We start from the raw sequence: 3,388 nt of genomic DNA on the forward strand, positions 1-3,388 counted from the left end.
GTAGCCCGTAGCCGGTCATTACGGCGGGCTGTGGCATGGGCCATTTCCTGATTAAATACTTCCTCAGCCTGTTTACGTGCCTCGACGTTATCAGGGGTATTAGGGTCAGCCGCATTCATACGCTGCCTATTACGCTCAATCATGGCTTGAGTTTCATCTTCGGTCATTGGCTCCACCATCTTGGCCAGTGCTTTTGTGGCCTTCTGTCTTGCCGCAAAATAGCCATTAGTATCACCATTCCCCGCGGAATAAGTCAGTGCGGTCATGGCCTTTTCTCCATCGTCCTGAAGCTCCCACGTCGGATCGCGCTGCTCCATAAATTTCTGAGTAAATACGGATAATGCTTCGGCGTCTTCTACCAGTCGTTTTTTAATCTTCGATGAACTCAGGTCTGTGTCTTTGAGTAATCGGAAGGCCAATACTGGGCTGGCTTTCGCCTCGTCAGAAATAGCCACATTGTGTGAGCGGCTGTGCTGGCTGGGTTTTGCTATGGAAACCGCCTTGGATTCCTGCTTATCAGTATCAACAATATCCACCGAGGCATTAAGGCGCGTACCAAATAAATGACTGAAATTTTTCATCAATGAACCTGCTTTTTTTGTCGTAGGTTGTTTTGTTGCTGTGGTTTTTCGTGAGATGCCAAGAAAATGAGCGAGGTTAGGATTTATCATGAAGTCCGCCCTCTGGCTTTTCCGGCCAGATGATATCGAGTGGACTCTCAGGATCGACACGGTTCATCAGTACCAGGTAGGTTTGCCACAACACCAATGCGGCTGTTTCTTCAGGAGTCGCTAACTGGGTGCTGACAGCGGCTTGCAATGCGACAACCTGAATATAAGCCTCCGTCAATGCCTTGGCCTTGATATCACGGGCATCTGAGGTAGTCATTGAGGCGGGTTGCCATTCCAGCTGGCGTCCAGCGATTTGCACACTCATGTATGAGCGGCCAAAGCAATCTTTAGGTACCGGACCCGCACCCACGTTAATAACTCTGCCGGGCTGATAAGACTGTTCCATGCCTTACCCCCTCCCTATGGTTTTAAGGGCGCTATCGACCAGCCCACGAGCAACCTCATGGATGGAGGGCGTGATACCAAACTCTGAGCGTCCGCGTTCACGTTCTTGCAAATGGCGTAAGGCCTCAACCTGATTGCGGGTCAAGAGCACGGCTTGCGTGTTATTTTTACGATTCATTTTTAACCTCAACTGATTATTTATCCAGTTAAACATATTGCAATAAATGAAATGATTCAAGTAACTATTGCAATTAAAGGGATATTAAATGATTCATAAAAATATGCCGTATACACGTTTACACCAGTCACGGTAGGGCTTTCTCATTTTCGTATACACGTATACACTATTTTCTGTATACGTGTTTACACACAGCAACGTGAGTGAATTGGCACACAACCTGATTACGGTGTTTACACATGATGGATAAAAAACAAAGCAAGCTGTTTTCTTTCAGAGTGCCGGCTGAAATGGCCGGTGAGATTGATGAGGCAGTAAAGCATTCAGGAAAGGATAAATCTGCGTGGCTACTAGGGGCTGTTCTGGATAAGTTAGGCAAGCCAGATACCTCACGTTCGCCAGAGTCACGTATGGAGGCTCTTATCAGTCAAATGGAAGGGTTACTCGGTGGCTCTACTGCTTTACCTACCGCACAGGCTGAACCTGAAACAGTGAAGGCCACCAGCACAACGGTGTTGACCGCAAAAGATGTTATTTGCCAGATGGTCAGTGAAACAGAGAGGCTTGGCATTCAGTCCAGCAACAAAGCCATTATCAATAGATTAAACGAATTGGGGATCAGGCCAGCGCGGGGAGGTACTTGGACCACCAGCGCCGTTGACAACATTAAGCGCAGGATGAAGCGAACCAGTCAGTAGCCATGCAACTTATGGGTGAGCGTATTAGAAGCCCTGATTTCAATTCAGGGCGGTTACTCAATGTTCAACCAGAAACCGCAACCGTTGCGCCAATTCTCCGGCGGTCAATTCTCCTGTCGCAGCCCTAACAGTGAGTTCCTCCAGCTCATTACCCACATCACGGATAAAGACGCCGTTACGGTTCAAGAAGGCCATCGTGGTAAAGAACGCCGTACGCTTTCGTGCTGTACGGACTGGAGGAAGGCTTGAACGTTACTATTTGTTACTAACTGGCTGGCTTTGGAGCGCTCAGCAGCATCTTCACCGTCACTCATGCCATAAAATACGCATCCATCAGCACACAACCCATTGCTAATCCGCAGAAAAGAGCCGTATCGCTTCCAGAAATCAGGCTGCTCTGGCTTATCTCTCGTCCAAAGTCATAAGTTCCTAGGTGGCCTGTATAAGGTGGATTGATGTTGTATCCCATACTTTTGCTGATGCAATTAAACTCATTAACCGCTTTTTCTAAATTTGCCATACGCACCTCACAAATAAATCATGCCATTAAAAGGCATCACCTATATTGATTCTCTGTAACTGGCTATCTATCAGTTCAGCTAAGGTATCGTAAGATTCATTGATATCATAAATCGCTATTCGGTCACGGCTTTCCCATTTATGAGTATTGGTATCATAAACAAAAATATCGCTATTGCTTGACCCTATTGCGATCAATCCGTCCATGCTTTCATCATACATATCTCCATCGCGCAACGCATCGTTGTTGTCGATAAGGCGATTCCCGACCAACTTACCTTCACAGGCTATGCCATAAAAATAAACACCATCAGCAGCAAGTCCATCACTCAAGCGTAGAAATTCATGATATTGCTTCCAGAAATCTGGCTGATTAGATTCAATCTTACGCCCAAAATCATACTCAATAACCTCCCCCTCATAGGGTGGAATTTTCGGGTAACCAATCGCAGCTCGGTACGTTTGAAAAGTAGTCACTGCTTTTTCAATGTCGGTCATAGATATTCCTATGGATAAATTATGCCTTGAGGCTTTGGCCATAACACAATATTAGTGCCCGTGGGGGTAAGATTTTTTGTTATGTGCTTCTGCGTAGTGGTGAAGGCCGCATGCTCAGGGCGCGTACTTATCAACACTAGATTATCAAAACTGTTATTGCCGCTGTCATCTAGCGGTAGCTTGTGGTGTACCTGATAACCATCGGGTACAACGCCTTTGGCTAGAACGCTGCGATCGAAGGCGTCAAGGCGTTTCACAACTTCGGGATTGTTAGCTATATCTTTAAGGAATTTTTTACGGACACCATTATCAAACTCCTTCCTCAATAAATTCCTATCAGCAGTCGAACGTCGTACATAATCCATCTTCACAACATCGACGTTTTGTAGCAATACTTTCTGACCTTTATAAGTGCCAATGTACCCCTCCAGTTTTTCCAGCTCAACAGCTTTCCCTAACTTAGCGACATCGCCTAATTT

7 protein-coding genes and 1 pseudogene are annotated in these 3,388 nt (G+C 46.2%); 1 reads left to right on the forward strand and 7 read right to left on the reverse strand.

The genetic code is table 11. The annotated features are described in order from the left end of the window. The 3 genes from AEP37_RS22825 to AEP37_RS26730 form a co-directional block, all read right to left on the reverse strand. Positions 1-581 (reverse strand): hypothetical protein (locus AEP37_RS22825; RefSeq protein WP_049615474.1); only part of this gene is annotated, 581 nt, incomplete at its 3' end. 76 nt (positions 582-657) lie between these two features. Beyond that, complete coding sequence (locus AEP37_RS22830) at positions 658-1,017, reverse strand: tail fiber assembly protein (RefSeq protein WP_049615469.1); 360 nt, start codon at positions 1,015-1,017, stop codon at positions 658-660. A gap of 3 nt (positions 1,018-1,020) precedes the next feature. Further along, positions 1,021-1,194 carry a hypothetical protein gene (locus AEP37_RS26730; protein WP_049615470.1) on the reverse strand — a complete coding sequence of 58 codons (174 nt, stop codon included), beginning with the start codon at positions 1,192-1,194 and terminating at the stop codon, positions 1,021-1,023. 239 nt (positions 1,195-1,433) lie between these two features. On the opposite strand from AEP37_RS26730, the gene AEP37_RS22840 reads away from it, so the two are divergent. Next, the gene (locus AEP37_RS22840; protein WP_049615471.1) at positions 1,434-1,892 is read left to right on the forward strand and encodes a hypothetical protein; all 459 of its coding nucleotides are present in this window, start codon (positions 1,434-1,436) and stop codon (positions 1,890-1,892) included. Between the two features lie 57 nt (positions 1,893-1,949). Here the strand turns inward: AEP37_RS22840 and AEP37_RS22845 are convergent, their stop codons facing one another. From AEP37_RS22845 to AEP37_RS22855, 4 genes and pseudogenes are all read right to left on the reverse strand, one after another. Next, positions 1,950-2,087, reverse strand: coding sequence for a hypothetical protein (locus tag AEP37_RS22845; protein WP_408068348.1), 138 nt, complete (start codon positions 2,085-2,087; stop codon positions 1,950-1,952). Positions 2,088-2,182: 95 nt separating this feature from the next. Then, positions 2,183-2,412 (reverse strand): annotated as a pseudogene (locus AEP37_RS26395) (YrhA family protein); the annotation flags it as partial. 26 nt (positions 2,413-2,438) lie between these two features. After that, entirely contained in the window at positions 2,439-2,909 is a 471-nt protein-coding gene (locus AEP37_RS22850) for a YrhA family protein (protein WP_049615472.1), read from the reverse strand. Positions 2,910-2,917: 8 nt separating this feature from the next. Then, positions 2,918-3,388 (reverse strand): HNH endonuclease signature motif containing protein (locus AEP37_RS22855; protein ID WP_049615473.1); only part of this gene is annotated, 471 nt, incomplete at its 5' end.

It is taken from the genome of Yersinia pekkanenii (assembly GCF_001152565.1).
GTDB lineage: Bacteria > Pseudomonadota > Gammaproteobacteria > Enterobacterales > Enterobacteriaceae > Yersinia > Yersinia pekkanenii.

Coding starts and splice junctions, on each gene's coding strand:
- AEP37_RS22830 (WP_049615469.1), bottom strand. CDS start 1,017: ATGGAACAGTCTTATCAGCCCGGCAGAGTTATTAACGTGGGTGCGGGT.
- AEP37_RS26730 (WP_049615470.1), bottom strand. CDS start 1,194: ATGAATCGTAAAAATAACACGCAAGCCGTGCTCTTGACCCGCAATCAG.
- AEP37_RS22840 (WP_049615471.1), top strand. CDS start 1,434: ATGATGGATAAAAAACAAAGCAAGCTGTTTTCTTTCAGAGTGCCGGCT.
- AEP37_RS22845 (WP_408068348.1), bottom strand. CDS start 2,087: ATGGCCTTCTTGAACCGTAACGGCGTCTTTATCCGTGATGTGGGTAAT.
- AEP37_RS22850 (WP_049615472.1), bottom strand. CDS start 2,909: ATGACCGACATTGAAAAAGCAGTGACTACTTTTCAAACGTACCGAGCT.